This window comes from Telluria sp. BA11, from assembly GCF_056680305.1.
In genome coordinates this window covers 3233688-3258409 of record NZ_CM155275.1, presented here as the reverse complement: position 1 = coordinate 3258409, position 24722 = coordinate 3233688, and the positions used below count along the sequence as shown (strand labels likewise).

Below are 24722 nucleotides of genomic sequence, written 5' to 3'. Positions count from 1 at the left end.
ACCAATAGCCTCCCCGCACGTTTGCCGCGTGTTGGGAGGTTTTTTCTTTTTTGGAGTCTATCGAAATGTTGAAATTCAAAGTAAGTTTTTTCAAGAAATGTACCGTCCCCGTGCCCGAGTACCAGGAACTGGGTTTTGACGAGTTCAATGAAGTCCATCTGAAGCGGCACGTTCTCCGCAATCAAAAAGACGGGCCAATGTTTTCGGGCACGACGTTCCGGGAAGGTGAGCAGCGCTGCAATAGCGCCGCCGTGTCAATCTCCATGGGCGTCTTTGATTTCGATGGCCAGTGCCCGGACTCGGCTTATGAAACGCTTCAAGATCTTGGCTGCCGTGCGGTGATGGTATCGACGCATAGCAATTCGCCTAAAAAACCCTGCTTCCGCGTGGTGGTCCCATTTGCATCTCCAGTCCCGGCCAGACTTTGGCCTGCAATGCACGAGGCATTCAACGAGATATTTGACGAGGCAATCGACCCCAAGACCAAAGCAGTCGCGCAGGCATTCTACTTGCCATCGTGCCCTGCTAAACAGAGTGGCGGCACGTTTCATAAGGAGACGACCGGCGACTTCTTCGACGCTATCGCCGTGCTCAGAGATCTCGGCCATGACTGTAGCCAAATCGATGATGACAATGACGATGACGACGCGGCGGCTGCCCCTCGTCCGTCCCGCTTGCCGACCGGTTCAAGCTCGAAGCAGTGCCCACGCCAGCTGGCCGAGGAGATTCTCCGCACGATCTTCAGCGGACTGCTGAAATTCTTTAACTTTGAGTTTTATGCCTACGAAGATGGCTACTGGAAGCCGCTGAGCCGCAAGGTTGGTGTCGAGAAGCGAATCATGGATTCGTTCAGGTCACTCAACATCGGGGTCGTCAAGCAGATCGTTGAAAACCTGGAGAGCCTCACGATTGTGGAAAATATCGCGCCCACAAGCAAGCGTGGGGGACGACTTCTCTGCCTCAACAACGGCACGCTCGATCTGAAGACCGGACAGCTGCTGCCCCATGATCCTAAACACAATCTCGTCAACAAGATGGATGTGACGTGGAATCCGGCCGCAACTGCACCGGTTTTCATGACAGCCCTCAACGATATATTCAAGTTCGATGATGATCGTGAAGTGCGGGTCCAGTTCATCTTGGAGTGGTTTGGCTACTGCCTGATTCCGGACATTAGTCAGCATAAGTTCCTATGGTTGGTCGGCAGCGGTGGCAACGGTAAATCGCTGATTCTGAATACGCTTGCTGCACTGCTCGGCAAGGACAACGTGTCGTATGCGATGCTCGAGCGGATGGGTCGCCCATCGGTCCGCGCCGAACTCCAAGGCAAGCTGTGCAATATCAGCCATGAAATGAGCAGCGACGCCACAATCGCTGATGGTTACCTGAAGGCGATCGTGGCAGGCGACTGGGTTGAGGCGGAACGGAAGTTCCAGCCCTCGTTCTCCTACCCGCCATTCGTTCGGATCGTTGCCGCAACAAACTCGCTGCCATATCTGAAGGATACGACCGACGGCTTCTTTCGCAGGGCCATTATCATGGAGCTCACTCGCAAGTTCGACGGCGACGATATGGACAAGCATCTGCAACAGAAAATCTTGGCCGAGCTCGACGGCATCCTCGTGCTGGCCACGAACGCGTTGCGGGACTTGCTTAAGCGTGACGAGTTCGTCGTTCCTGAATCAGCAATCAGGACCGCAAACCAATACAGGGATGAATCGGACAGCGTTCGCTACTTCATCAAGGAAGCATGTACTGCTGACGCCAAGGGCACGAAGCCGGCAGCGTTGTACGAGCAATACCGGCAGTTTGCGTCGCGATGCCGGTTCCCGGAGCTGAATCTCATTAAGTTCGGCAAGCAGTTGAGTAATTTGAACCTCGAGAGCCGATTTTCAAATGGCGACAAAAGGTGGATGGTCGTCGCAAAAAACTCACAGACGGACCGTTATACCCGTGAATCACTGACAGGTTCGATGGCCGACGATTAATCATTCAAAATTCCCAATGCGCGAAATTGCGCATTGGGAGCTTTCTTGCATATCTCGCCGCTGAGGTATGTTAGGTCCAGATGCATACCCAGCAAAAGCGCGCGAACGTGTCGTCCAAGTGATACCCGGCAAAATTTGCGGCGAAGGTGGGCCGGGCGTAGCGGCCGTAATTTTTCGCTCTGTTCGTTCGATAGGAAGCAACTGGTGTAGCTGCCTTAGCGGACAAGTGCGGCTTTTCAAACCACGCTGCTCACGGTGACTGACGACGCCGTCTCTACAGAGCACCCGAGCTGGAGAATCAGGCAGGACGGTGGCCAAGTGCAATGACGCCTACAACGAGGAGCGCGTTGAAACCAAATGCGCTGTGTCAAGCTGCTGGGTGAACGCGTCATGGCACGTAACTTCGACCGTCAGGTGGCCGAGTTACAGATACGCGCTGCCGTGCTGAACCGCTTCACTCGGCTGGGCACTCTGCGATTATGGTCCCGATGTTGTAAAACCGGCTATCAGAAGCGTCAGCTCACCCATCGCTTAATTTGCTCAACAAAGCCCTCTGACGTTTCCTTGCATACTCGCCAGAAAGTATGAACTATGTTCCAGTATTTTCCAGCGATGCATCGTCGACAGCTCTTTTCTTCAACAAGCGGCTTTCCAGCTGATTACGCAGGAGATCAGGAATTGTTTTAGTCATACACAAAGCAAAAAAATAGCTGACGAAAATGCTTGCGACTGCCATGTGTAAGATTGGCCCAGAATCATTTTTACTTTGCAACTTGGTGAGCAGTGCGAGGACAAGTAGCGCGCCGGTTATTGTTCCCAACGCCGCGCTGACCACTTTTATAAGAATCCACCTCCCTGCATTCGCGCTCAAATAAATTGTTCGAGGCGTACCTTTGGTTTCCTCACAAATACGTTTTTTGAGTTGCCAAGGCTTTAATACTTCTTTCCATGTCACCACAAAAGTGGTCAGCAACTTCAATGTATCTGCCGCCTCAGCTTGCGTTAGTCGGGGAATTTTCACAAAACATACCAAAAAACATAGAAGCCCAGCAATGATCCATGGAGCTACTGCTAAGAGAGAAGCTGCGCTAGCAGTAAACCAGTCGTTTAGCCGATAAAGCCATCCCAACCATGGGAAGGGCAACCAATGCTCGCAGAGATAGAGGGAAAATGTTAAAAGTACGCCGACAACATACGCCACGATTGCATCTTTAGGCGCAACAAATTCAGCGCGCAGTGAAGACTTTTTCATTATTAGACCAAAAAAATTTGCTAGAAATAACATACCACAAACTCGTAGGTATTTGCAATTCCTTAAAGATAAGGGCACTTATTCTGACGCGCTAGGAATTACTCTGCCGTTTCTTCATACTCGTCAATGACTTTGTCGGACATGTGGATGAGATGCTTGATTGCACCGATCTCCTTTACCTGATCATATGAGAGATAGGTGCACATTTCAGCTAGTGCTCTTCCTTCCAAAAGCGAAAACACGGGACGCCTGATTTCCTTAAGAACTTTCTCCCGCTTCTCCGCAGGTGCAACAATGTGCAGCTTCACGTTGATATTGGGTTGCAATGCAACAAGATCCGCCATTCGGAGCAGACCGGAATATACTGAGGTTGTATGCTCAACTTCAAACGCGCGCACAATGGAGCGTTGGCGTAACCAGAGAACATCGATTTGTGCGATGGTCTCCGTGGTCGTTGAGTCATACCCTAACGGGAGCTCGTCCAGTAGTTCACCAGGCTCGGGCGTCCAAACTTTTAACACTCGGCTTCGATCGGCTTTCGGAAGCCATATCCTGAAACCCATGCTTGTTCCGATCTGGGCAATTAAACCCTGAATTTGCATCGATTCTCTGACCTCATCTCCAATTTTCGTCTCAACGTCTTGCTCTTCCTGTTCCTCTTCGTCCGTCATAGTGGGCACGACCACGTTGACGCTGCCTTCCGCACGTTTGATTGTATGTCCTTCCTTCCACAAGATCTTTATATTTGGGGAGTAAAGGAAGTTAGTAACCGTCCTAGCTGTAGCGTCTAATCCTCTGGCGCGCATAGCTGCTTGGATCGCTTCGTTACTTTCCACGATTTCAGCGCCGATGGTGATTCTTGCAGCATCACTCAACGGGATTCCTAGGTACCGCATTAATGCTCGTCGATCATTCAGCGATATGACCGAGAGGTTTCTTTCAGGATCGTAAGCGGCTAACATCGCACTGATAGTGTTAGCACTTTTTCCAGTAAGATGATTTCCTTGCCCTTCGTTTATCCTATACAATTCATCAATCAAGACAGATTTTCGTGTTTTGTCCTCACACTCCAGAACGGAATATACAAGCTTGCCCAGATCGCGGTTTGTCTTGAAATCCTTAAACATCCGGCGCCACGCACCTTGCGGAACCATCGCTTTGGCTACGGCTTCACTGCCTTTCGTATTCCCTTTGCCATTACGATCAAGTATACGTACCACCTCATCGGATTCACTATCGGTAATAGCATTCCCATCATCTAACAATATACGGTCATGCCAAAACTTTCGAAAGTTTGAGCGATGTATCTGCCAAAGCGCATCCATGCGTTTTGCGTCGTAAGTTGAAAGAAAATCAAGAATTGACTGTGAAATGTTTTCCGTAGTCATATAGCCTTTCATATTTAATTTGGCAGCTTCAAAAGTAAACTCGTCGCTCAGTTTGGTGCGCCCTTGATCTTGAGTGCCAGATGGTGTTTGTTTTGTTCAAAGGTATAAATGGCAGCCAAAGGAATGGCTGTGATGAACATACCTGACAAAATAGAGGAGACTTGCGGATTGAATTTATTCAGCATAGGCACCGAAGCGACTCCTTGACTAATTACGCGCTGCACATACACCCCTGCGATAGCGGATGCGGTTCCAAGCATAATTACCTGCACAGCCGCAAGCTTATCAGGCTCGTTGCTGGCCAGCACGCGGACACAGCGCACTATACTGAGCGTGCTTTCCCGGATTATGGAATAGATGAATTCAGGCATCTTTAAGATCAGGGAGATCATAATTTGCGGAATCACGCTTAGAGCTCCCGCAACACCCGCTTCTATTCCTAACGCCTTCGCCTTAACCCATATTTGGCGCTCTTCAAACCGCTCACTCAGGCGAGCGGCGATCCGATCCTTGCTCTCCCTGAGTTCGTCGATCATTCCGGCATTAGAAATCAGCTTGACCCTCTTGAGCTCATCCATGAAAACATCAATGGTCTCTACTACGATTAGGCCAACCACCTGTTGAGCCGCCATGGTAGCGCCCGTTACGGCCATTGAGCTTGCAATCCCCTTCATTGCTTCGACCTGGCCGTCACGATAGGCTTTCTTACTTTGGGCATAAGCTTGGTCGACAGCCTGCTTATCGATTATATGCTCTGCGCCGGAGCTTCTGATTGTGACAATCACCTTGCTTGGATCTGTCGGGTGCGGTTTGCCAAAGGTATCGATCCAATCGTACATGTCTAAATCGTTTTTTTGGCTGTTGAGACTACGATTTGCATATACCATGTTGCGAGGGTCGTTCATCACGTCACCTAGTTGCTGGTCCGTGAGACCTGCTTTCAACAGCGCGCTTCGGAAAATTTCGTTTCTTGAAGTGACGTGGTCCACGGAAACTGTGGTGGTACGGTTCTTTTCATAAACAAGCGGCGCATCAGGGTTGTAACCATTTTCGAAAACTGTGCCATCTGGCGTGTCCTCACTAGGCTTCATAGCCGCATAGTCTCTGTGTGTATCTCCGACCAGCTTCTTGCGTGATATACGGAAGTCCTCGTAACTGTCCGTGAGCTTGTCGTATTTGGCCTGGCTTTTCTCGTCCAGGATGTTCCCTAGCATGAATGCTGCTATCGCTCGACGCACCGCTTCATCCCGGCACTGGCTATAGATGTCGTCAATTGACTGCGCAGGTACCGGAAGCTTGTTACGGATGTCGTTCACCATGTCGAAAGTAGACTTGTCTACCTCGAAAGTATGGCGGATATAATGATTAAATTTTTTTGCTGAATCTTTTGCAAAATTGACAGCGGCCTCCCTTGACTCATCGAGCTCAAAATTGCGCACCGCGTCAGCTGCTTTTCCGGTAATTTCACCGGCGCTCTCTGTAATCCCGCACGCTACCGAGTTAATCTTTTGCTTAGCGCCCTGATAATCGAATTCACACACAGCGTCGGCCGCACTGCCTGCGGCTTCAGCTACTTTCTGAGCAATTTTGCTACTGGCTTCCGTGGTCTTGGCATTCCACTCACTGGCCGAGTCCTGCAACGCGTCTTTAGCGCTCTCCAACTTCTCTTTTGCACCGGCTGCCGCGTTCTTCAGCGAATCTAGACTCAGCCTTTTTCCAAACAATCCCATTTGTCTTCCTCGTCACAGCAATGGCAAAAGTATAACTTGCCGTTGGCAAACAGTGGGAGTTAACTGAGCGACTGTAGCCTTGGGTTAACACACCTGTGCGAGATCTTTGGAGCGGGTAGAACTCAGCTGGGCAATTGATGGGGCAAAGGACTGCCGATTCTGATTATTCGCCTCACCTAAAACCGGCGCGCTCGGTAAGTAGCTGACGCACCGATTTATGTAGAGAGTCAAGCGCCGGTCACTTTCCGGCCGCAGTGCGTCGTTTCAAGCAAGGCAACGCTTCCAATAGACCTGATGAGTTGCCGCGGATGTCCAGTGAAATGCTTATAAAAACTTTGAGAAGGTATGGATGAGGGTTCTACTAGCATGCAAGCATCAGGACTTACTCCCACTAGGTAGAACCTTCGGTAAACAAATGCAGGCATCCAAATTTCGCGCGACCTTCGACTTGAAAATCCTTGTGTCGGTGGTTCAATTCCGCCCCGGGCCACCAAGAACATCCCTTCCACAACGCCAATCCACCGTGATTGGCGTTGTCGTTTCTGGAATTCACAGGCATCGGCGCCTGTCAATGTCCACTTCGCTCATTCATAAATACAGCATGGCAAGCTCATGTCTCCAAGCCTGATCAGGTCAAAGGAGCATCGTCCGCGAAACAGCCGTGAGGGAAGTATTGCGCAAGGCGGGTGAGCAGCTTATGCAGCAGATAGAAGGGAGAATTCTGTCGGCGGACCTGGTTCATCAATGCGAGCGAATCATTGGTTTGACAAGCGTCCAGCCCGATCTGAACGGATTGCGGATAATCGCGACGGCCTGTCTGTACCGCGCGTCGGGGCCAGCAGGCGGCCGACGGCTGCGTAATTCTCCGCAGACGCCACAACGACCAATCCGATGCAACCCCAACCAAGGATGAACAACATGTCGCGCCCCTCCTTCATTGCTGCATGGGCAGCTTCGCAGCGAATTTATGACCCCGTCAATTCGGGCGCCAGGGTAGCAAAGGTGATAGGAGGAAATGTTGAGAAGAATATTAATAATTTTACGGATGCGCAGCGCTGGAATAACACCTGCGCCGTGCGGATGAGTTATATCCTTGGCGAGGCAGGCCTGATGATTCCGAACATCCATGGACAGACAGTATCCGGGGCGGACGGGCGAAAATACTTTTTCCGTGTACGGGATCTGATTGGTTTTTTGAAGCAGCAATGGGGCAAAGCTGAGGTTGTGAAATATCCCGCTTCCGGCGGCGGCACGTTGGTTGGCAAGAAAGGTGTCATCCTGTTTGAGGTATCTGGCTGGTCGGATGCGCAGGGGCATGCCACCCTTTTCAACGGCCAATCCTGCTATGACCACTGTTATTTCAATGAGCCGGAAGCAAAATATCGCACGGACCGTGCGAACTTCTGGGGCTTGCGATGAAGTCGATCCCGTTGTGCCTGGCGCTTGTGACCTCCACGTTGCTGTCATTCACAGTCCACGCCTCCGATCAAACCGTCATTTCTCCACAGGCTGGCGCCCGCACCTATGCGCAAAATTACAAGGACATGGTGCTGGCAACCTGTATGACACAGGCATACCGGAATGACACGGGTGCAGCCACTGATGCTGGAAGCAGTGCCAGCGCCTTGCGTGATTGGACCTACTTCGATATGGAGAAGAGTCCCGATGCGGTCGAGTCGCTGGTGAACCGCTATCTGGCGCGGGACTACTCCCATCCGCTCGTCGAATCGGAGATCAAAGGAGTCAGGTTCGATTTCCTGAAGTGCATGGATCTGTACCATAGCAAAGCGCTGGAAGACCTGGTCAAGCGGCTGGTCATTCACCCGAAGCGTACTTTCAGGCAGGAAAACCCTTCGCGGGCAAGGGCTCCCGGCGCAGCCGCCAAGTAACAACTGGCTGGCTACGAGCACCCTCATACCAAGGTCAAGTGCGTGCGTTATCGAGGCGACGCTGGCCGCAAAGGTGCTTACCACATAGACTAGGCCAAGCGGGCTTTCTGGCATCCGCGATCCTTGTGTCCGGTCCAGGAAATAATTTCCCTGACCAGTTCCCAAGGGAAACAATTATGCTATCGTGAAATTTCAATGTCACCCCATCGCGCGACCGTCAACCTGTCGCAGCGGCGATGTTCCGTTGGAGAATCATCATGAGCGAGTTATCGTCTTTTTTTCAATCAGTAAAATTGCCCGTCATTTCAGAAGTCGCTCACGCATTGATCAAAACCCTCGATGATGAGGATGCGTCGGCCACCCAAATCAGCGCGATCATTGCACGCGACCCCGCCCTCACCGCCAAGCTGATGCGCCTGGCCAATAGCGCCCGCTTCGGCGTCGCGCGTGGTGTCACGTCACTCGACGATGCCATGGCCATGGCGGGCCTTGGGCATGTGCGCACCCTGGCCCTGGCGGCCTGCTTCGCCGAAACCTTCCCGGACCTTCCGGGCCTCGACAGCGACGAGTTCTGGAAAAGCAGCATGGCCTGCGCCGGCTACGCCAAATGGCTGGCCGTCTGCCTGGGCGACGATGGCCAGGATGCCTGGCTCGCAGGCATGATGATGCGGCTTGGCGAACTGCTGATCTACCAGGCGGCGCCGGCAACGTTTGCCGAGATCGAGGAGCAACCCCACCTGCCGGGTGGACGGTGGGAACGCGAAACGCGATTGCTGGGCTTTTCGGAGGGGCACATTACCGCCGAACTTTGTCGTCGCTGGAATTTCCCAGTCGTCATCGTGAACGCATTAGAAAGCGCATCCGATCCAATGGCCGCCCACCCGTTCAGCAAACTCGGGGCAATCATCCACCTGGCCAGCCTGCTGGCCGACACACCGAGCGACGATCCGGCCATTCTCGAGAGCTTGCCGCAAGACGTCGTCACCGCTTTGCAGCTGAACCGCGAGTGGATGCACAAAAAGTTTCCATCCCACGCATCCTTCTCGGCCGCGCCATGACTCGCCTGGGCGGTGGAGCGCGCTGTCTCCGGACCAGGCCGTCACACCTGGTCTGGCAAATCGATAGTGGGGATACAGCGCCGCGCGAAAATTGAAAATCCTTGTGTCGGTGGTTCGATTCCACCCCGGGCCACCAAGAATATCGTTCACGCAACGCCAACCATCACTGGTTGGCGTTTTTGCTTGTGGGGCTCGTAGTCCTCGTATCCAGCCCATGTAGATAAGCGAAACAAACTGCAGCGGTCAGCGATGTCTCGACCGAATCGTTCGACTGTCCATTTCCATCAGCTTCGTTGCACAAGTCGTCTACGGCGCGATTTGCGCAAGCTGAAAGCAAGTGTACAACTGCGAAACGATATCGGCCTTCAGTCGACGCATCTACATCGGCTTGGGAATCCACCGCCGTGCAGTCGATTTAAGGCACGTCGTAACGCTTCGTCCAGATGGACGGGCTAGGAATGCAGTTGCGGGCCGTGCCGACTCGTGCGTCGGGTTGATGCCGACAAAGCCGCGAATGGCCTGGCTGTCGTAAATCGAATCCTTGATGCATTCGCCGACCGCGTTTGTCACCGTTCAGGTAGCACCGCAGCACCGCCGCCACTGGCAGCGGCCATGGCGTCACAATCCCGATCTGGCCCGTAAGCGGGCGCGGGGAATCTATTTCTTCTCGGTGGGAAACTCGGCTTGAAGATCACATTTCGCCTATTGGTAATTCGCCTGGAATTGAACGAATGCAATAAATTCTGTTTCTCGCAGATATTTCATCATGCTGTGCAAATACGCTACAAATGAAGAAATAATTACAACAATTTATGCATTTATCGTACTATGTATTTACATACAAACGACCTCTTCAGTGCTTTATGTTTCTCCAACTAAATAAAATATCTTTTTAAAAAGATGTAGCCAAAATTAGGGGTGGGGAATGGATAAGTCTTTAGACAGGGCTATGTTCGTGCCTGAGAAAACCGAACTATCTACTCCAAGAAACAAAACCGGGCATTCTTGGATCGCTGTGGTAAACGTCTTCGCAGCCAGCTGTAGAACAATTCGATTCGCAGTGCCTGCAATTCCTCTGACAGTTTCTTCTGTTTATCTTTTCATGGCCGTGGGAGCGTTGTTTACTCCGGGGCTTGAAAAGTACGCCCTGCTATCCGTCTGGCGAAAATGCCTTCGCCGGATAAGCAATACTGACGTTGGGCTCTTGTGCTACTCCGCGCTTGCAAAGTCCGGAATCGCTCAGCTATTTCAATTCCTCGCCACTGATAGCAAGCTGTTGCCTCGCACGTCGCTTATTCGACATGTTACGGCACAGGGTCGACCTTCACGATACAAATTCAGTCTCCAACACCGATATCGCAAGCCCTATTGGGACGCAATGCCATTGAAGTGCCGAATAGAGCGATGTTGGTAATCTCGTCGGGCCTTGAACAGGCAGGTGGCAAGCATTGGCAACCGTAGCTGATTCCTCCAGCTATTAAATCGCCGCACGCTTCGCTTGGCGCCTTGCATCTTATCCACTGCACTTCCCGCTAGCCGATTAGACCGGTGACGGCCTCGTCATGCCTGTTTTGCGCAATCTGTGCGAAGCAGGAGATGTGCGACTGCACACCGTATATCTGATATGGAAGCATGGCTTTTTTACCAGAAACATCAATCAGTGTGACGCTGCTTTCAAAAGGCCGCGAACCAACTCCTGAAAGTGAGTATTCAAATGACGACGTCAAATTCGCAATATGGCTTCAACGTTACGTTTGATGACCTGAATTTCATCCTGAAACAGATCAAGATCGCTGAAGCGAGCGTTAACCCGGCTACCGGCAACATGCAGAACCTGCCGGCGCTGGTCGGGAGTGCGCTGCTCCCGTACGGCTTGCGTACGGTCGATGGCTCATGGAATAACCTGCTGCCAGGGATGGAACGTTCGGGCGCGGCTGATGAAATCATGCCACGCCTGGTGCCTGCCGAATTCATGTCCGCCGAGGGCAAGCCACAGTACTTCTACGGACCGCAGGACACGCAAGCCGGTCCGGTCACGAGTTATGCGCAGACCATGCCGGGAAACGTGGTCTTCGACTCCACGCCACGCATGATCAGCAATCTGATCGTCGACCAGAGTAACCGTAATCCGGCGGCCGTGGCGGCGGCAGATCAGCGTGCGGACGAGAGCACCTACCCCGGACAAAATACGGTGGTGACTGACAACGGCACGCTGTACATTCCGAACCTTTCCCCCGACATCGGCCTGTCGCCGCCGTTCACCGGCGTCATGGCCCTGTTCGGCCAGTTCTTCGACCACGGGCTGGACCTGATTTCAAAAGGCGGCGGCACGGTCTTCGTCCCGCTTGATCCACAGGATCCGCTGTACGTGCAAGGAGGACACGCCAACTTCATGGTCCTGTCGCGGGCGGCGAACACGTCGTTGCCCGGTCCCGATGGGGTGCTGGGCACCGACGACGACACGGTTGGCCATACCAATACGACGACACCGTTCATCGACCAGAACCAGACCTACACCTCGCATCCGTCGCACCAGGTGTTTCTGCGTGAATATTCGATGATCGATGGCAATCCTGTTTCGACCGGCAAACTGCTGACGGGGGCGTTCGGCGGGGGCAACTGGGGCGAAGTCAAGGCCCAGGCTGCTGCCAAGCTTGGCATCCAGTTGACCGATGACGATGTGTTCAACGCACCGCTGCTGGCAACTGACCCCTACGGCAACTTCCTGCCCGGACCCAATGGTTTTGTCCAGATCGCAACCGCCAGCGGCTTAGTGGAGGGCGATCCGGCGGCAAATGGTGGGCGCGGTATAGCAATTCCGCAAGACACCATTCGTACTGGGCACCAATTCCTGATCGATGTGGCCCACTCTTCGGCACCGGGCACCTATGATCACGATCACGATCCGGGTACGCCAGAACTGAAGCTCCTGCCGGACCTGGACACGATAGTCGGCAGTGCCAGCGCTGTTGCGCCGCCCGGCTACTATGACGATGAACTGCTGGACCGCCATTTTTCCAACGGCGATGGCCGCGGCAACGAAAACATCGGCCTCACCGCCATTCATGCGGTCTTCCACTCCGAGCACAACCGTCTGGTAGACCAGTACAAGCAGACGATCCTCGCTAGCGGCGACCTGACAATGCTCAACGAGTGGCTGGCCGTGGACGTATCCTCCATGCCGGTGACCCCGACGGCGCTCGCATCGCTGCAGTGGGACGGCGAACGCCTGTTTCAGGCAGGGCGTTTCGTCAACGAGATGCAATATCAACACATGGTTTTCGAGGAGTTCGCGCGCGCAGTACAGCCGAGTATCGAGCCGTTCGTGTTCTCGCACTCGGCCGACATCAACCCGGCGATCATGGAAGAGTTTGCGAATGTGGTCTACCGCTTCGGTCACTCGATGCTCACCGAAACCGTGTCCCGGCTCGATGGCGATCTCAACAATAAGGACATTGGCCTGATCCAGGCTTTTCTTAATCCGGTCGAATTCAACCGCGCAGGCGGCGAGGCTGGTGAAGCTACAGCAATCGCTGACATTATCCGCGGCATGTCGCGCCAGGTTGGCAACGAAATCGACGAGTTCGTTACTGGAGCGCTGCGCAATAACCTGGTCGGGCTTCCACTCGACCTGGCCGCGCTGAACATCGCACGCGGACGCGATAGCGGGGAACCCAGCTTTAATGAAGCGCGCGCCGCATTCTTCGAGATGAGCGGCGACGCCCAGCTCAAGCCCTATACTAGCTGGGCCGACCTCGCTCCGCACCTGAAAAATCCTGCGTCTATTATTAACTTTATCGCCTCGTACGGCACGCACGAGACAATAACCAACGAAACTACCCTGGCCGGCAAGCGTGCGGCGGCAACACTGCTGGTGATGAACGACATCAACATCACTGGAGATTCGGAAAAGGAGAATGCGCCTGCCGACCGGCTCGACTTTCTGAATGGCACCGGCTCGTGGAAAAACGTTGAAACCGGCCTGAACGATGTCGACTTCTGGATCGGCGGGCTGGCCGAAGCCAAACTCGAATTCGGCGGCATGCTCGCCCCGACCTTCAACTTCGTGTTTGAAGCGCAGATGGAAAATCTGCAGAATGGCGACCGTTTCTATTACCTGAGCCGGACCCAGGGCCTCAACCTTCTGAATGAACTCGAGAGCAACCTGTTTTCCAAAATAGTGATGCGCAACAGCGACCTGGGCGATGCGGACAGCACGACACATCTCCCTGGGCTGCTGTTCAGCACGCCAAGCTATATCCTGGAAATGGACCAGGCCAACCAACGCACCGGAATTGCAGTGCAAGGCAGCACCATCCTGAACGGCGATCCGACCCGCAATAACGAAGTCCTAAATGCAATCAACTCGCTCGTCACACGGGTAAGTCCGGGCGCCGATGTGAATGGCGACGGTCATGCCGACGGCGGCGTACTGGCCTATGCCTACGATGGTCCGGACCACGTCGTGCTGGGTGGTACAGCGGGCAACGATACGCTGATGGGCGGCCGCGGTATGGATACCTTATGGGGTGACGGCGGCAACGACCACTTGGATGGCGGCGACGAAGCCGATCAGGTACATGGCGGCGACGGCGACGACATCATCGAAGACCACGGCACGCCTGCAGGCGCGGCTGACTTCCTGCGCGGCGACGCCGGCAACGACGTCATCAGCAATGGTGCCGGCAACGACATCGTCTTTGGCGGCACCGGGCAGGACTTCTTCATCGTCGGCCCCGACTTTACTGAAATATTCGCCGGCGAAGGCAATGACTTTTTGCTGGGCGGCCCCGGTTCCGACGGCCTGATGGGCAATGAGGGCGACGACTGGATCGAAGGTGGCGAAGGCTTCGATGGCCTGTCGGGCGAGAACTCCCAGCTGTTCTTCAACAGCGACATTATCGGCCACGATGTGCTGAATGGACAGGGAAACGACACCGACTATGACGGCGAGTCGGGCAACGACATCATGGTGCAGGGACCCGGCATTCAGCGCAGCAACGGCATGCTCGGTTTCGACTGGGCCATCCACAAGGGCGACCCCGTCGGCGCCAACTCGGACCTTGGTATTGCCGTCTTCTTCGAACAGGACCAGTTCATCCTGCGCGACCGTTTCGACTCGGTCGAGGGGTTGTCCGGCTGGAAGTATGACGACGTGCTGACCGGTACGATCCGGCCGACCGGCACGGCCGGTGAGCCAGGCGGCATCCTGAACGGCCCATTATCGGACAGCAAGCTATTGCAAAAAGACGTGGCGATGATTGCAGGGCTCCAGCAGCTCCTTGGCGTGGCGGCGGTGGCCAATGGCGAAGCGGTGGTGTTCGATCCGGTCAACGGAGGGGATATCCTGATTGGGGGCAACGGCAACGACCGTTTCATTGGCAAGGCTGGTGACGACCTGATCGATGGCGATGCCTGGCTGAATGTGCGGGTCAGCGTACGCAGCGCAACCGATCCCGACGTCGAAATCCGGTCGGTCGACAGTATCAGCGAGCTCAAGACGGACATGTTGAACGGGACGATCAACCCAGGCCAGCTCCGGATCATCCGGGAGATCATCACTGACCCGGCGGCCAAGAGCGATACCGACACGGCCGTTTATTCGGACCTTTATTCCAATTACGACCTGAGCCGCAACGCCGACGGCACCTGGACTGTTGCCCACCTGCGCGGCACCCAGGCCGATGGTACGGACAAGATCCGCAATGTCGAACTGCTGCAGTTCACCGATCATCTTGTCAACCTGACCGGCGAGCCGAAGATCAGCGACAGCACGCCGCTCGAAGGCCAGGTGCTGACTGCGCTGCCGGGAGAAATTGCACTGTTCAGTGGCATTCTCGAATCGGCCATCAGGTTCCAGTGGCAGAGCGCGAGCACGGGCGACTATACGAATATCGCCGGTGCCACATTGCCCACGTTCACGCCAGCGCAGGCGCATGTGGGCATGAGCTTGCGCGTCGTCGCCACATTCACCGACGCGGCAGGCATTGCGCGCACAGTGATTTCGGCGCCGACCAAGGGCGTCGGCGACCTGGTCATCGGCACCAACCTTGGCGAGACGCTGAGCGGCACGGTTAACAATGACCGCCTTGTGGGCCTCAACGGGAACGATACGCTCAATGGTGGTGCCGGGGCCGACGAGATGATAGGCGGAGCGAACAACGACGCTTACACGGTCGACAACACGGGCGATGTCGTCACTGAACTGGATGGTGGAGGCACCGACATCATCCATACGACGCTGACCAATTACGCGCTTGATGAACTCGGCAACGTCGAACATCTCATGTTCATCGGTGGTGGCAACTTTACCGGCCAGGGTACATCAAAGGCCAATACGCTGACTGGCGGCGCCGGCAACGACATGCTCGACGGCGGCGCAGGTATAGACCGGCTGGTTGGCGGCGTCGGCAATGACACCTATACCCTCTCGGATCTGGGCGACATCGTCGTCGAAGGGACTGGTGCGGGCAACGATACCGTCAATGCCAGCGTGGCGACTTACACGTTGGCGAACAATGTAGAAATCCTGCGCTATACCGGCACTGGCAATTTCAACGGCACCGGCAACACAGGTGCCAACCTGATCGTGGCCGGCGACGGCGATGACATCCTCGACGGCGGCGCCGGCAACGACGAACTGCGCAGCGGGGCCGGCAATGACAAGCTCACCGGCGGTATTGGCGACGATATCTTGTTCGGCGGCACAGGCGACGACGTGCATGATGGCGGCACGGGTGCCGACCGCATGACTGGCAGCAATGGTGACGATACCTATGTGGTCAACGACGTGGGCGACGCCATTGTCGAGCTGCTTGGCGAGGGTGACGATACCGTCCGCACCACGCTGGCGAATTATGTACTCGGCGACGACCTGGAAAATCTCCTTTACACCGGCAGCCAGGTGTTCAGGGGGACCGGCAATGCACTAAGCAACCGGATCACAGGTGCGGGGGCTGCGGATTTCCTGGATGGCGGGGCCGGCATTGACAGCATGACCGGCGGCAGCGGTAACGATACCTACACTGTCGACGAGTCGCTCGACGCCGTGGTGGAACTGCTCAACGGCGGCACCGACCTGATCAGAACCACCCTCACCAGCTATGCGCTGTTCGACCACGTCGAGAACCTGACCTACACCGGCAACCTTGCCTTCCTGGGCGATGGCAACGGCCTTGTCAATATTATTATCGGAAGCACCGGCGCGGATACCCTCGACGGCAAGGCTGGCGCCGACCAGTTGATGGGCGGCGCAGGCAACGACATCTATATCGTCGACGAGACCGCAGACGTGATCGTGGAGACAGCTGGCGCAGGCCTGGATACCGTCAGGTCGACCGCGCTGGCGTACACGCTGGCCAACAATGTCGACTACCTCACCTTTACCGGTACCGGCAACTTCACCGGCACCGGCAACAACCAGGCCAACCAGATCACCGGCGGTGACGGCGATGACGTGCTGGACGGCGGCGCCGGCGCAGATACCCTCACTGGTGGCAAGGGCAACGACGCCTATAAGGTCAATCAGACGTCGGACGTGATCGTGGAAGTGGCTGGCGAAGGCACTGACACGGTGCAGTCGACGGCGACGAGTTATACGCTCGGTGCCAACCTCGAGGACCTGCTGCATTCCGGCGCTGCTGCAACACTGGTAGGCAATGAACTCGGCAATACCATCATCGGGGGCGGTCTCAACGACATTCTCCGTGGCATGGATGGCAACGATCGTCTTGACGGTGGCGCTGGTAACGATGTTCTTCAAGGGGGGAACGGTTCTGATGCATTCGCGTTCAGTGTGTACGCGTTTGGCGCTGACACGATATCCGGATTCGATGCCAATCCGAACGGCGGCCAGGACCGGATCGATCTTGTTGCACTCGGTATCACAGAGGCTAATTTCACGTCAAAAGTGCAACTTACGCTGGTGGACAACAACACCAGCATACAAATCCAGATCGTTGGAGGTGGCTCGATCTTGCTTCAGGGCCTTGGGGATCTGTCTTCAATGACCGTGGCCGACTTCGTACTGGCTGTCTAAAGGCATCTTGTTGTAGCTGTAAGCGACACCTCTGTGGCCGGCACGGGACAGTTGTCCTGTGCTTGGTCGACATCATTCTCAACCAAGTGAGGCATCATGAAAAATTATTATTTTTGCAAAGCCAGACAAGTCGTCGTCGCTCTCGTGCTGTCTGCGGCGAGCATACAGCTAGCCTCGGCCGGCATCATTTTTTCGGAGCCGGCAGCAGTGCCCGGCGTCGGGAATGGCGTGTTTGCCGTTCGGTTCAATACGGGACCGAGCGATACCGGGCCATCCACCACGGTCACCGGTACCGCAGGCGCGGGCCCTGTCAACGACCGGTACCTCGTCGATTACTCAAGTAATGAATCGCTGATAGCTGCCGACAATCCAAGCGCAACTCCGCCGATGACACCGCAAGTGACCGGAGCAGACGGCAGCTTCCGGCTACTTGACGTCAGTGTTCAAAACGGCGCCTTTACCTCGTTGTTCCTGAATTTCCGTATGCCCGTCGTGCCTCGTAACCCAGCGGGTCGGTTCGCCGATATCACAGCGTTCGGATTTAATGGGGAAATGGCCACTTATACCCTTGAGCTCAGCAATGGCAATAACTTTTTCCGTGTGGATGCCACGGACGGCACCCTGTTGAGAAACCTGTCGTTGCTGAGCCCTTTCGAGATTCTGGACGCGCGCCAGGCGCGCATCAGCGGCCTGCAAGACGCACCAGTGCCTGAACCAGCTACGCTGTTGAGCCTCGGGATTGGTCTGGCAGGCTTGGTTGCAGTACGGCGCCGGCCCCGTGTTCCCGGTGCAGTCGTTTTCGGTACGCAGCCGGCGTTGAAATAGCGCCAAAAGGGGTTCCTCTACCTTGTGGACCGAACGCAGCGATGTCGCGTGGTTCGTCTCGCGCCTGCCGCCCCTGATGCGGTGGCAGGCCGGTGCGCGTGTGCGCAAAGGCCAAATGTGCTTCTGTTTGTAATGGTGCCGTGTGGTGAGTGCAGTGAATGTCCCCAAGCGCTGCAAGGCAGGCTTACTTGATCCATCTTCACCCGTATTTGCCGCGCTCCGTAAGCATGTTTTGGCAGCACTGGCCGTAGACGACATACAGGCAGCAGGACAGTTAGAGAAGCTCGACATTGTCAGTGCGCGGGACATTCCTGACCCAGGTTTTTTGCTTTATTAAGGGATATTTTCAGACTGCGGCGAAAATACCACGCCAGACGCATCCTCAGGAAAGAAAGCCCGATTTTTACGTTTTTTAAACTAAGGCAATCAACCAGATACCTGAAAAATTCACGATGGAAATAGGTTCTACAGAGAAGCAAAGAATTTTCGCAAAACTTCATCGCAAGCACAAAAAATTTCGATATGCGTTGCTCATTTTTGAGCATTTACGAATTAGCTTAATTTCTTTAATTAAGTTAAAGGATGATATAAAGAAAAACATTCCTTAGAGTTTCGATTTTTAATCATAGTAGCGAAACGTAGTTTGGCGAACCATGCCAGGGTATTTTACATTCTCATGAAACTCAACCCCGAAAAATAGACTTCAATAAAAGTAGATTTTTATCAGCGATGGAGTAATATGCAATCTGGGCAGGGGATACTGTAATCAATGTTTTTCAATTACTTATAATAAATTAATCAAGCAGTAAAAAAGGGGCATGGCATTAAGTCGTCTGAAGAATTTCAGAGGTGCCAAGCCTTCGAAGACAGACGCTATAAAACTTTAACAGCCAAGGGTGTCGACATGCAGAGATCCACAGAAAAAGGAGTTCTCACGCCCAAACGTCGCGAATTCCTCAAACTCGGTGCTGCAGCAGGAGGATCTGGACTGATTGCGTCGCGTTCACTCGACGTCAGCGGCGCAGATATCACGCCTCCGTATACCGTACCGTATCTTGAAGCACTCCCGGTGTATCGTCCCAAACTGCCGGTAGAGCTTAGTCCGCCGCCGCAGGAATACCCCCATGCCGACGAGGCGGGGCGTGACCGGCACCAGGCGTGGAACAGGTTTCCTTACCAAAAAACCTATTCAATCATCGTCAAGCAAGGGATGCATACATTCCATCCGCACCTGCCTACCCAGACGATTTGGGGCTACGACGGTAAATACCCCGGTCCAACGATCGTCGCGCTGATAGGTGAGCCTGTGATTGTCCGTTATTACAACAGACTGCCTCGCGACGTAAATAGTTTTGGCTCACCTGAGATATCGACCCACTTGCACAATGGCCATTCGGCATCGGAAAGCGATGGGTTTGCCGGGAATTATTTTAGCACCACAATTGCTGGGCCTACACTGACCCGACCTGGCAAGTATTACGATTGCCATTATCCGAATGCATATGCAGGTACCGATCGATGGCCAGACAGCGCAGGCGATTATCGGGAGGCTTTGGGGACACTGTGGTATCACGATCACCGTGAAGGTTTCACAGCGGCAAACGTGTACAAGGGGCTCGCCGCTTTCTACCTTGTGTTTGACAAAGTAGATTCCGGCAACGAACGGGATCCATCACCGACTGCCTTGCGCCTGCCCAGCGGCGTAGGGGTCTACGATATCCCCATGATCATCCAGAACCCGAAGTTCGATGCAGGGGGCCTGCTGATTTTCGACCAGTTCGACACTGAAGGCTTCCTTGGAAACAAGTTTACCGTGAATGGTAAGGTTTCACCTTTTTTCAAGGTAGCAAGCCGCAAGTACCGGTTCCGCATTCTCAACGGTAGTACGTCACGCTTTTACGATCTGGTCGTGCGGAAAGGCAATACTGACCTGCCTTTCCGGATTATCGCCAATGACGGCAACCTGCTGCCGGCACCCTTGAAAGCGACCTCGATACGGATTGCGCCTGCCGAGCGGATCGACATTGTCATGGATTTCTCAACCATCGCGATTGGTTCCGAATTGTACTTGGTGGATCGCATTGTGCAGAGCGAGGGCCGGGGACCTGAAAGTATTCTCAACCTTGCCGGCAATGCGCTGATGCGCTTCGACGTCGACCGTACCGCCGCCGATAGCAGCCGCGTTCCGAGCCAATTGCGGCCACTGCCAGAAATAAACTTCGCTGAGGTAGCCAAACGGCGCGAGTTTCGATTCAAACGCGAGAACGGCGTGTGGCTGGTGAACAACGAGGTCTTCGATCCTGAAAAAGCCTCGTTCAAAGTCAAGCGCGGTACTGCAGAAATCTGGGAACTGGGGGGGAGCGGCGGTTGGCATCATCCGATCCATATTCATCTTGAAGAGGGGCGTTTGTTGTCACGCGGAGGCAGACCGCCGTCGCTAGTCGAAGCAGGACGAAAAGACGTTTTTGTTCTGAATCCGGAAGAGAGCGTCACAATATATGTACAGTTTCGGGACTTCGTTGGCAAATACATGATGCATTGTCATAACACGATCCATGAAGATCATTCGATGATGGTGCGTTTTGACGTCGAAGACTGAGCAGTTGCGCGGCAAATAAACCTACAAGGTGACAGACATGGACAGGCGTCTTTTATTTGCAACCGCAGGAGGACTAGCATTTGGCGTGGCCAGTAAGCTGCTTGCATCGCCAGATCATGCGCCTTCTGCGCATCCGTATTTCCCTGACACCGTGTTATATGATCATGACGGCAAGCCACGACGCTTGTATTCGGATCTGCTGGAGAACAGGGTTGTCGTCATTAATATGATGTATGCGATGTGTACCGCTATCTGCCCGGACAATACGGCGCGTCTGCGCGAGGTGCAGACGGCGCTCATGGACCGGTCTGGCCGCGATGTGTTTATTTACTCGATCACATTACGGCCAGAACTCGACTCTCCGGCTGTATTGGCGGAATATGCAAAACAATTTGGAGTCGGCAAGGGATGGTCATTTCTTACCGGTTCACCCAAGGATATCGATCTGGTCCGACGCAAACTCGGCTTCTACGACACAGATCCGGTAGCCGATGCCGATATCCGGAACCACACCGGCGTCCTTCGCATTGGCAATGTCAAGCTGGACCGGTGGATGATGATGCCAAACCGAAGCCGGGCGAGCCTTGTCGTCCGCGCCATCGAAAATATCTGTTGATAGTCTCGTCAAGCGAACCTACATCATTGACCGGAGCGCGCTGCGATCAGTAAAGGCCAATCCCGGTGAAGTTTTCGGAGGAGGTAAATGGTTCAGATTGTTCTTTGATGGTTCTTCAAATGGTTTGACAAAGGAATGGGGGCATCGAGGCCAGGGCCGCTCATGGCATGTGCGCCGACCGACTTCGTGGTCGCCAACCTGCCCGAGGCCAGACGCGACGCGCTACAGTAATGCCAGACCTCCTTGTGTCCTGGCCGGCCAGGCGCCGCGTTGTGGAAAGTGTATGCTCTTGCCATGCTCACTGCCTCAGGAAAGCACGCCATGACTGCCCCCACCCGACCATCCCGCCGCATTGCCCGGCCACGGCGCACACGACAGCTGATTGGCCTTGCCTGCGTCGTGGGGCTGGCGCTGGTGCTGCTGCCCTCAGCCAGCCACGCGGTCGAAGAACCCGCCTACACCATCGTGCGGTCCTACCCCACATTCGAGATTCGCCAGTACGGGGCTTACACCGTCGCGGAGGTGGTGATGCCGCCTCCCGCCGAGGATGCGGGGAACCGCGCCTTTCCCATTTTGGCCGGCTACATCTTTGGCAAGAACAAGGGCGAACGCAAGCTTGCCATGACCGCCCCTGTGACCCAGGCGTCGGTCCCGGCCAAGCTGGACATGACGGCGCCCGTCACCCAGAGCACGGGTCCTGACGGCATCCTGGTGCAGTTCGTCCTGCCCAAGGATATCAATATGGACAACGCGCCGCTGCCGCTCGATCCAAGCATCAGGCTGCGCGAAGTGCAACCCACACAGGTGGCGGTGATCCGGTATTCCGGCTTCTGGTCGCAAGCCAATTACGACAAGCACCTGGCCGAACTCCAGGCGGCACTGCGTGCAGCCGCTATCCGCTGGACGGGCGAACCGGTACTGTCGCGCTACAACAGCCCAATGACGCCATGGTTCATGCGGCGCAACGAGATCTGGCTAAAGCTCGACTGAACGGCGCCGCGCCTGCGCCTGTTATCGGCGCGCGGGCATGCGCCTCCATTTGACCAGGCCGACAACCGCGAACACCAGCACCAGGCCGAGGAGCATGGCAAGCTCCATGCGCACCTCGTGCAGCGAGGCACCCATCTGGTTGGTGGCGACGAAGCCCTGGATCGCCGCAGTCGACGGCAACAGCGCGCCGAGTGCGCGCAACGGCAGCGGGATGGCGCTTGCCGGCCAGGTCAGGCCCGACAGGAACATGATGGGCAAGGAGGTGGCAACGAGCAGTTGCATGCTGCGCTCGCGGGTGCGGAAGAACATGCCGATCAACATGCCCAAAGCCGCCACGCTGTAGGCGAACAGCAGGGTCAGGACGGCCGTGCCCGCCAGGTTGCCGCCGCGCGGATAATCCTGCCACCAGAAGACGAAGCCGAAAAAGTACAGCGCATTGAGCACCACGACCAGCGCGAACGCACTCAGGGCGCCGCAATACGAGGCCGCGTCCTGCCCGTAAGGGAAGGATTTGTCGCTCGACCAGCTACCGAACAACAGCCCGATCCCGAGCAAAAAGGTTTGCTGCATGACCAGCACCATGACCCCAGGCACGACATACGAGGCATAGCCTTCGCGCACATTGAACAGCGGCAGCGCCTCGACGGCCAGCGGCTGGCGCGCCGCCTCGGCCTGCATGCCGGACGAGGTCGATGCGCCCAGGCGCTTGAGTTCGATACCGGCGGACACCGTGCCGGCGACCTCGGCCAGGCCGTTCAGGACTACCTTGTTCAGCAAAGGATAGGAACCGTGGCCACTGACCTCCACTTCGGGCTGCATGCCGGCCAGCACCTTGCGGCTGAAGTCGGCGGGGATGAACATCGCGCCGGCAGCCTTGCCCTGCCAGATCAGCGCCTGCGCATCTTCGGGCCGCGTGCTGACGCCGGCCACGACCAGGCCGGGGTGGGCCCCGGCATAGCGGATCAGCTGGCGCGACAGGGCCGACTGGTCCTGGTCGACCACCGCGACCGGTACCCGGCGCACCGTCTCGGTACTATAGGGCAGCGGATAGAAAAACGAATAGATGATGCCGGAAATGAAAAACAGCAGCAGCGCCGCCTTGTCGCGCAAGATGGCTTGCCAGGTCAGCATGAACGCGCCCCAGGCGCGGCGCGGGGCGCTCATTGCTTGCCCCAGGTGGCAGGCTGGTGCATGCGGCGCGCCAGGCGCAGCCAGGCAGCCACGCCCAGGCCAAGCGTAAAGGCCAGCAGGATCGCCAGGTGCGTTATGTTGTAGCGCAGCGGCGCGCCCCCGGTCCAGGTGTTGTTCAACATTTGCAGATAGTGTGTCAGTGGCAGGGATTCGGCCCAGATGCGCGCGCTCAGCGGCATCGACAGCAGCGGAAAGCCCTGGCCGGCGAACGCAAACGCGGGCGCCGTGATGAAGGCGCTGGCCGACAGCGCCGCGCGCAGCGATGAGGTGAAGACAGCGATCGCCGCGCCAAGCGCGAGGCAGGCCGTGATGAACAGGGCGGTGCCTGCCAGCATGGCCGTGGCGCTCCCCTGCACCGGCCAGCGCAGCACGACGCCGAACAGGACGAACAGCAACAGCGCATGCACGGCGAAGCAGGCACAGGGAATGAGCAATTTTCCTAGCAAGGCCACAGCAGGCTTGCCGTGGGCGGCGGCCAGCCAGTCGGGCACCGTGGCAGCGCGAAATTCGCGGCCAATCGCCGTCACCGCCGCCAGCGTCACGAACATATGCAATAGCGTAAAGGCCACCGGCAGCGCAAGCGACGGAATGTAGCTGCCGTTTTCATTGAACAGCGTGCTGATGCGGGTTTGCACCGGCTCGATCTGCACGCCGGCCTGGCCGGGACCGGCGCCGCGGCGCGCGCGCGCCTGCAGTTCGATGCCCGCCGACAGGGTGGTCACCACGGCGCGCACGTCACGCGTCATGCTGCCCGAATGGGCCGAAAACTGGGCGTTATAGGCCCACTGGACCTTGGCCCCGCGGCCCGCAAGCACCGACTCCTGCAGATCTGCAGGAATCGACACCAGGCCGAATGCCTCGCGCGCGCGGATCAGGCGCAGCGCCTCGGCCTCGTTGTCTGCGACGAGCACCACGTTCAGTCCGGGCGAGGCGTCGAGCATGCGGATGAGGTTGCGCGAGACGACGGTATGGTCGCGGTCATGCACCACCAGCGGCAGGTCGCGCGCCACGCCGGCCGAGAAGGTCCACCATGTCAGCAGGTAGAGCGCGAGCGGGATCGCCCCCAGCATGGCGATATCCCATGGATCGGCGCGCAGGCGTGCCCATTCGCGCCGCAAGGACGATGCGATGGCGTTGCCGGATCGGGTCATCGGCCGC

Annotated in this window: 14 protein-coding genes, 1 tRNA gene and 2 pseudogenes; 11 read left to right on the top strand and 6 right to left on the bottom strand. The window is 55.9% G+C overall.

The features are described from left to right. Positions 1-65 precede the first annotated feature (65 nt). Both AC1MGT_RS14290 and AC1MGT_RS14285 read left to right on the top strand, forming a co-directional pair. Positions 66-1988 (top strand): DNA primase family protein, encoded by a 1923-nt coding sequence (locus AC1MGT_RS14290; protein WP_499500733.1) that lies wholly within the window; start codon positions 66-68, stop codon positions 1986-1988. Positions 1989-2342: 354 nt separating this feature from the next. After that, positions 2343-2456: pseudogene (locus AC1MGT_RS14285) on the top strand (IS5/IS1182 family transposase); the annotation flags it as partial. A 121-nt stretch (positions 2457-2577) separates the two neighbouring features. Here the strand turns inward: AC1MGT_RS14285 and AC1MGT_RS14280 are convergent. The 3 genes from AC1MGT_RS14280 to AC1MGT_RS14270 all read right to left on the bottom strand — a co-directional run bounded on the left by AC1MGT_RS14280 (position 2578) and on the right by AC1MGT_RS14270 (position 6358). Continuing rightward, complete coding sequence (locus tag AC1MGT_RS14280; RefSeq protein WP_499500732.1) at positions 2578-3240, bottom strand: hypothetical protein; 663 nt, start codon at positions 3238-3240, stop codon at positions 2578-2580. A gap of 98 nt (positions 3241-3338) precedes the next feature. After that, a complete protein-coding gene (locus AC1MGT_RS14275) occupies positions 3339-4628 on the bottom strand; it encodes a type II restriction enzyme NmeDI-related protein (protein WP_499500730.1) in 1290 nt (429 codons plus the stop codon). Positions 4629-4675: 47 nt separating this feature from the next. Then, a complete protein-coding gene (locus AC1MGT_RS14270; protein ID WP_499500729.1) occupies positions 4676-6358 on the bottom strand; it encodes a hypothetical protein in 1683 nt (560 codons plus the stop codon). 918 nt (positions 6359-7276) lie between these two features. Here AC1MGT_RS14270 and AC1MGT_RS14265 point away from each other — a divergent pair. From AC1MGT_RS14265 to AC1MGT_RS14250, 4 genes are all read left to right on the top strand, one after another. Further along, positions 7277-7777 carry a type VI secretion system amidase effector protein Tae4 gene (locus tag AC1MGT_RS14265; protein ID WP_499500728.1) on the top strand — a complete coding sequence of 167 codons (501 nt, stop codon included), beginning with the start codon at positions 7277-7279 and terminating at the stop codon, positions 7775-7777. Continuing rightward, positions 7774-8247: a type VI secretion system amidase immunity protein Tai4 gene (locus AC1MGT_RS14260; protein ID WP_499500727.1), complete on the top strand. Its 474-nt coding sequence runs from the start codon at positions 7774-7776 to the stop codon at positions 8245-8247. Before AC1MGT_RS14265 ends, AC1MGT_RS14260 begins: the two co-directional genes overlap by 4 nt. Before the next feature lie 257 nt (positions 8248-8504). Next, the gene (locus AC1MGT_RS14255; protein ID WP_499500726.1) at positions 8505-9305 is read left to right on the top strand and encodes an HDOD domain-containing protein; all 801 of its coding nucleotides are present in this window, start codon (positions 8505-8507) and stop codon (positions 9303-9305) included. Between the two features lie 8 nt (positions 9306-9313). Next, positions 9314-9441 (top strand) — tRNA-Ala (locus tag AC1MGT_RS14250). Between the two features lie 317 nt (positions 9442-9758). On the opposite strand, the pseudogene AC1MGT_RS14245 reads toward AC1MGT_RS14250, so the two are convergent. Beyond that, a pseudogene (locus AC1MGT_RS14245) lies at positions 9759-9857 on the bottom strand (IS5/IS1182 family transposase); the annotation flags it as partial. 1162 nt (positions 9858-11019) lie between these two features. Between AC1MGT_RS14245 and AC1MGT_RS14240 the strand changes: the two are divergent. From AC1MGT_RS14240 to AC1MGT_RS14220, 5 genes are all read left to right on the top strand, one after another. Then, positions 11020-17343, top strand: a complete 6324-nt coding sequence (locus AC1MGT_RS14240) for a peroxidase family protein (RefSeq protein WP_499500725.1) — start codon at positions 11020-11022, stop codon at positions 17341-17343. Positions 17344-17439: 96 nt separating this feature from the next. Beyond that, on the top strand, positions 17440-18168 hold the full coding sequence (locus tag AC1MGT_RS14235) for a PEP-CTERM sorting domain-containing protein (RefSeq protein ID WP_499500724.1): 729 nt from the start codon (positions 17440-17442) through the stop codon (positions 18166-18168). Between the two features lie 904 nt (positions 18169-19072). Then, positions 19073-20767: a multicopper oxidase family protein gene (locus tag AC1MGT_RS14230; RefSeq protein WP_499500723.1), complete on the top strand. Its 1695-nt coding sequence runs from the start codon at positions 19073-19075 to the stop codon at positions 20765-20767. A 37-nt stretch (positions 20768-20804) separates the two neighbouring features. Further along, positions 20805-21383, top strand: a complete 579-nt coding sequence (locus tag AC1MGT_RS14225) for an SCO family protein (RefSeq protein WP_499500722.1) — start codon at positions 20805-20807, stop codon at positions 21381-21383. A 321-nt stretch (positions 21384-21704) separates the two neighbouring features. Continuing rightward, complete coding sequence (locus AC1MGT_RS14220; protein ID WP_499500721.1) at positions 21705-22373, top strand: SOUL family heme-binding protein; 669 nt, start codon at positions 21705-21707, stop codon at positions 22371-22373. Positions 22374-22394: 21 nt separating this feature from the next. Here AC1MGT_RS14220 and AC1MGT_RS14215 read toward each other — a convergent pair whose 3' ends face one another. Both AC1MGT_RS14215 and AC1MGT_RS14210 read right to left on the bottom strand, forming a co-directional pair. After that, positions 22395-23537 (bottom strand): ABC transporter permease, encoded by a 1143-nt coding sequence (locus AC1MGT_RS14215; RefSeq protein ID WP_499500720.1) that lies wholly within the window; start codon positions 23535-23537, stop codon positions 22395-22397. Next, the gene (locus tag AC1MGT_RS14210) at positions 23534-24715 is read right to left on the bottom strand and encodes an ABC transporter permease (protein WP_499500719.1); all 1182 of its coding nucleotides are present in this window, start codon (positions 24713-24715) and stop codon (positions 23534-23536) included. Before AC1MGT_RS14210 ends, AC1MGT_RS14215 begins: the two co-directional genes overlap by 4 nt. Positions 24716-24722: the final 7 nt, after the last annotated feature.

Bases quoted from the DNA above. Each gene is read 5' to 3' on its own strand.
- AC1MGT_RS14235 (WP_499500724.1), top strand. From the start codon at position 17,440: ATGAAAAATTATTATTTTTGCAAAGCCAGACAAGTCGTCGTCGCTCTC.
- AC1MGT_RS14270 (WP_499500729.1), bottom strand. From the start codon at position 6,358: ATGGGATTGTTTGGAAAAAGGCTGAGTCTAGATTCGCTGAAGAACGCG.
- AC1MGT_RS14225 (WP_499500722.1), top strand. From the start codon at position 20,805: ATGGACAGGCGTCTTTTATTTGCAACCGCAGGAGGACTAGCATTTGGC.
- AC1MGT_RS14260 (WP_499500727.1), top strand. From the start codon at position 7,774: ATGAAGTCGATCCCGTTGTGCCTGGCGCTTGTGACCTCCACGTTGCTG.
- AC1MGT_RS14240 (WP_499500725.1), top strand. From the start codon at position 11,020: ATGACGACGTCAAATTCGCAATATGGCTTCAACGTTACGTTTGATGAC.
- AC1MGT_RS14220 (WP_499500721.1), top strand. From the start codon at position 21,705: ATGACTGCCCCCACCCGACCATCCCGCCGCATTGCCCGGCCACGGCGC.
- AC1MGT_RS14215 (WP_499500720.1), bottom strand. From the start codon at position 23,537: ATGAGCGCCCCGCGCCGCGCCTGGGGCGCGTTCATGCTGACCTGGCAA.
- AC1MGT_RS14265 (WP_499500728.1), top strand. From the start codon at position 7,277: ATGTCGCGCCCCTCCTTCATTGCTGCATGGGCAGCTTCGCAGCGAATT.
- AC1MGT_RS14275 (WP_499500730.1), bottom strand. From the start codon at position 4,628: ATGACTACGGAAAACATTTCACAGTCAATTCTTGATTTTCTTTCAACT.
- AC1MGT_RS14280 (WP_499500732.1), bottom strand. From the start codon at position 3,240: ATGAAAAAGTCTTCACTGCGCGCTGAATTTGTTGCGCCTAAAGATGCA.
- AC1MGT_RS14255 (WP_499500726.1), top strand. From the start codon at position 8,505: ATGAGCGAGTTATCGTCTTTTTTTCAATCAGTAAAATTGCCCGTCATT.
- AC1MGT_RS14290 (WP_499500733.1), top strand. From the start codon at position 66: ATGTTGAAATTCAAAGTAAGTTTTTTCAAGAAATGTACCGTCCCCGTG.
- AC1MGT_RS14230 (WP_499500723.1), top strand. From the start codon at position 19,073: ATGCAGAGATCCACAGAAAAAGGAGTTCTCACGCCCAAACGTCGCGAA.
- AC1MGT_RS14210 (WP_499500719.1), bottom strand. From the start codon at position 24,715: ATGACCCGATCCGGCAACGCCATCGCATCGTCCTTGCGGCGCGAATGG.